Origin of the sequence: Pseudomonas delhiensis (assembly GCF_900187975.1) — a bacterium.
GTDB lineage: Bacteria > Pseudomonadota > Gammaproteobacteria > Pseudomonadales > Pseudomonadaceae > Pseudomonas > Pseudomonas delhiensis.
The window spans coordinates 1-3227 of record NZ_FZPC01000065.1; the positions used below are offsets into that span (position 1 = coordinate 1).

Annotated in this window: 1 protein-coding gene; it reads left to right on the forward strand. The window is 66.8% G+C overall.

Annotated features, from left to right (window positions below; translation table 11 throughout):
* On the forward strand, window positions 1-3227 hold a 3227-nt coding region (locus tag CHC02_RS29695; protein WP_141137713.1), incomplete at both ends, for a non-ribosomal peptide synthetase.

Sequence of the window (3227 nt, forward strand, 5' to 3'; positions counted from 1 at the left end):
GCCTATGCGGCTGAGCTGGCCGAGCTGGTGGGTTATTGCGCAGACCCGGCGCACCGTGGCGTGACTCCTTCGGACTTCCCCTTGGCAGGGCTGAGCCAGGCGCAGTTGGATACGCTGCCGGTGGCTGTGGAGGCGATCGAGGACATCTATCCATTGTCGCCCATGCAGCAGGGCATGCTGTTCCATAGTCTGTACGAGCAGGGTTGCGGCGACTACATCAACCAGATGCAGGTTCCGGTGGCCGGCCTGGATGTCGAGCGCTTCCGTGCGGCCTGGCAGGCCGCCCTAGAAAGCCACGCGATCCTGCGCAGCGCCTTCTTCTGGGGGGAGGCTTTCGAGACACCGGTACAGGTCGTCCTGCGCGACCTCCGCATCGAGGTGGTGGAGCTGGACGCCCCGGCGTCGGACGCCACGTTGGAGCAACTGGCCGAGCGCGAACGCAGCCGTGGCTTCGACCTGGTTCGGCCGCCGCTGTTGCGTCTGCTGTTGGTACGTACCGGTGCCGCCAGCCACCACCTCATCTACACCAGCCACCACATCCTGATGGACGGCTGGAGCAACGCCCGCCTGCTGGGCGAGGTGCTGCAGCGCTATGCCGGCGAAACGCCAAAGTTGCCGGCGGGAGGCTACCGCGACTATATCGCCTGGCTGCAACGCCAGGACCGCAGCGCCAGCGAGCACTACTGGAAGCAGCAACTGGCCCGTCTCGAGGCGTCGACCCGGCTGGCCCATACACTGCCGGCGGGGGCCGCTGATGGCGCCGCCCATGCCGAATTCGCCTGCATGCTGGACGGCCCCGCGACCCAGCGCCTGCTGCATTTCGCACGGCACCGCCAGGTCACCTTGAACACCCTGGTTCAGGCAGCGTGGCTGCTACTGCTGCAGCGCTATACCGGGCATCCGGTCGTGGCCTTCGGTGCCACCGTAGCAGGGCGCCCAACGGATCTGCCAGGGGTGGAAGAGCAGGTGGGCCTGTTCATCAACACCTTGCCGGTCATCGCCGCACCGCGTGCGGAGCAGGCCCTCGGCGACTGGCTGGTGATGTTGCAGGCACAGAACCTGGAACTGCGCGAGCACGAGCACACACCGCTGTACGATATCCAGCGCTGGGCGGGGCAGGGTGGCGAGGCGCTGTTCGACAGCATCCTGGTGTTCGAGAACTATCCGGTGTCGGAGGCGCTTGAGCAGGCGCCTTCGGGCTTGCGCTTCGGCGAGGTGCTCAGTCGTGAGCAGACCAACTATCCTTTGACCCTCGGAGTGAACCTCGGCGAGCAGTTGAGCCTGCACTTCGACTATGTGCCGGCACTGTTCAGTGCGGAGCATATCCAGCGGCTCGCGGCCCAGTTGCTGTCGCTTCTGCAACGTTTCGAGGAGGCTGCCGGCCGGCCGCTGGGAACACTACCGATACTGGCCGACGATGAGCTTTCCGCGCTGCTGGCGAGCAATGCTCCCTGTCCCTATCCGGTCGAGCCCTTTGTACACCAGCGCATCGCGCGGCTCGCCCGCGAGGATGGCAGCCACACCACGCTGATCTTCGACGGCCGGCACCATAGCCGCAGCGAGATCGAGGCGCGCGCCAACCGCCTGGCCCATGCGCTGATCGACGAGGGCGTGGGCCCAGAAGTGCGGGTGGCGGTCGGCCTGCCACGCGGCGATACGCTCTTGGTGGCGTTACTGGCCGTGCTCAAGACCGGCGGTGTCTATGTGCCGCTGGACATCAACTACCCCCGGGAGCGCCTGGCGTTTCTGCTGGAGGATTCGGGCAGCGCCTTGCTGCTGAGCCTTTCCGGTACCGCCGAATCCTTGCCGGCGCCGAGGGGGGGCCGAGTGCTCTTGCTGGACGAGCTAGACCTCGACGCCTGGCCCGCCCATGAACCCCAGGTGGGCCTGCACCCGGAAAATCTGGCCTATGTAATCTATACCTCCGGTTCCACCGGCAGGCCCAAGGGCGTGGCTGTAGCTCACGGCCCCCTGGCCATGCACTGCCAGGCCATCGGCGAGCGCTATGAGATGAGCGAGGCCGACTGCGAGCTGCACTTCATGTCGTTCGCCTTCGACGGCGCCCATGAGCGCTGGCTGACTGCGCTGACCCACGGTTCCAGCCTGCTGCTTCGCGACGATGAGTTATGGACGGCCGAGCGCACGTACCGTGAGATGCAACACCACGGCGTCACGGTCGCGGCCTTCCCGCCGGCCTACCTGCAGCAACTGGCCGAGCACGCGGAGCACGAGGGCAATCCTCCAGCAGTGCGCATCTACTGCTTCGGTGGCGACGCCGTGCCCCGCGCAAGCTACGAGCGTGCCCGTGCGGCATTGTCGCCGGACTTCATCATCAATGGTTATGGACCCACCGAGACGGTGGTGACCCCGCTGATCTGGAAGGCCGGGCGAGGCGAGGAGTGCGAGGCGGCCTACGCCCCCATCGGCAGCCGTATCGGCGACCGCAGCGCCTACGTGCTGGATGCCGACCTCAACCCGCTGCCCCAGGGCATCACCGGCGAGCTCTACCTGGGTGGCCATGGCTTGGCCCGCGGCTACCTGGACCGACCCGGCATGAGCGCGGAGCGGTTCATCGCGGACCCTTTCACCCGTGGTGGACGTCTGTACCGTACCGGCGACCTGGTGCGGCAGCGCCCGGATGGTACCTTCGAGTATCAGGGGCGGGTGGACAACCAGGTGAAGATCCGTGGCTTCCGTATCGAGCTGGGCGAGATCGAGGCCTGCCTGCTGGCCTGCGACCCTGTGCGCGAAGCTGTGGTGGTGGTGCGCCAGGGCGCGAGCGGCCGCCAACTGGCGGCTTATGTCACGCTCAACTGCCCGCCGGAAAACGGGTTGCGCGAGCGTCTGCTGGAGGAGCTGGGCCAGCGTCTGCCGGGCTACATGGTACCGGCCAGCCTGATGTTGCTGGAGCAACTGCCGCTGACACCCAACGGCAAGATCGATCGCAAGGCCTTGCCCGAGCCGCTTCCGAGCCAGCGCGGCGAGCATTACGTGGCGCCTGGCAACGAGGTGGAAAGGCGCCTGCTGGAGATCTGGCAGGCGGCGCTCAAGCTCGAACGCATCGGTACCTGCGATAACTTCTTCGAGCTGGGCGGCGACTCCATCATCTCTATCCAGGTGGTCAGCCGCGCTCGCGCGGCAGGCATCCATTTCACGCCCAAGGAGCTGTTCCAGCACCAGACGGTGCAAGGGCTGGCCCGGGTCGCCCGCACGGGCGCCGCGGCCCA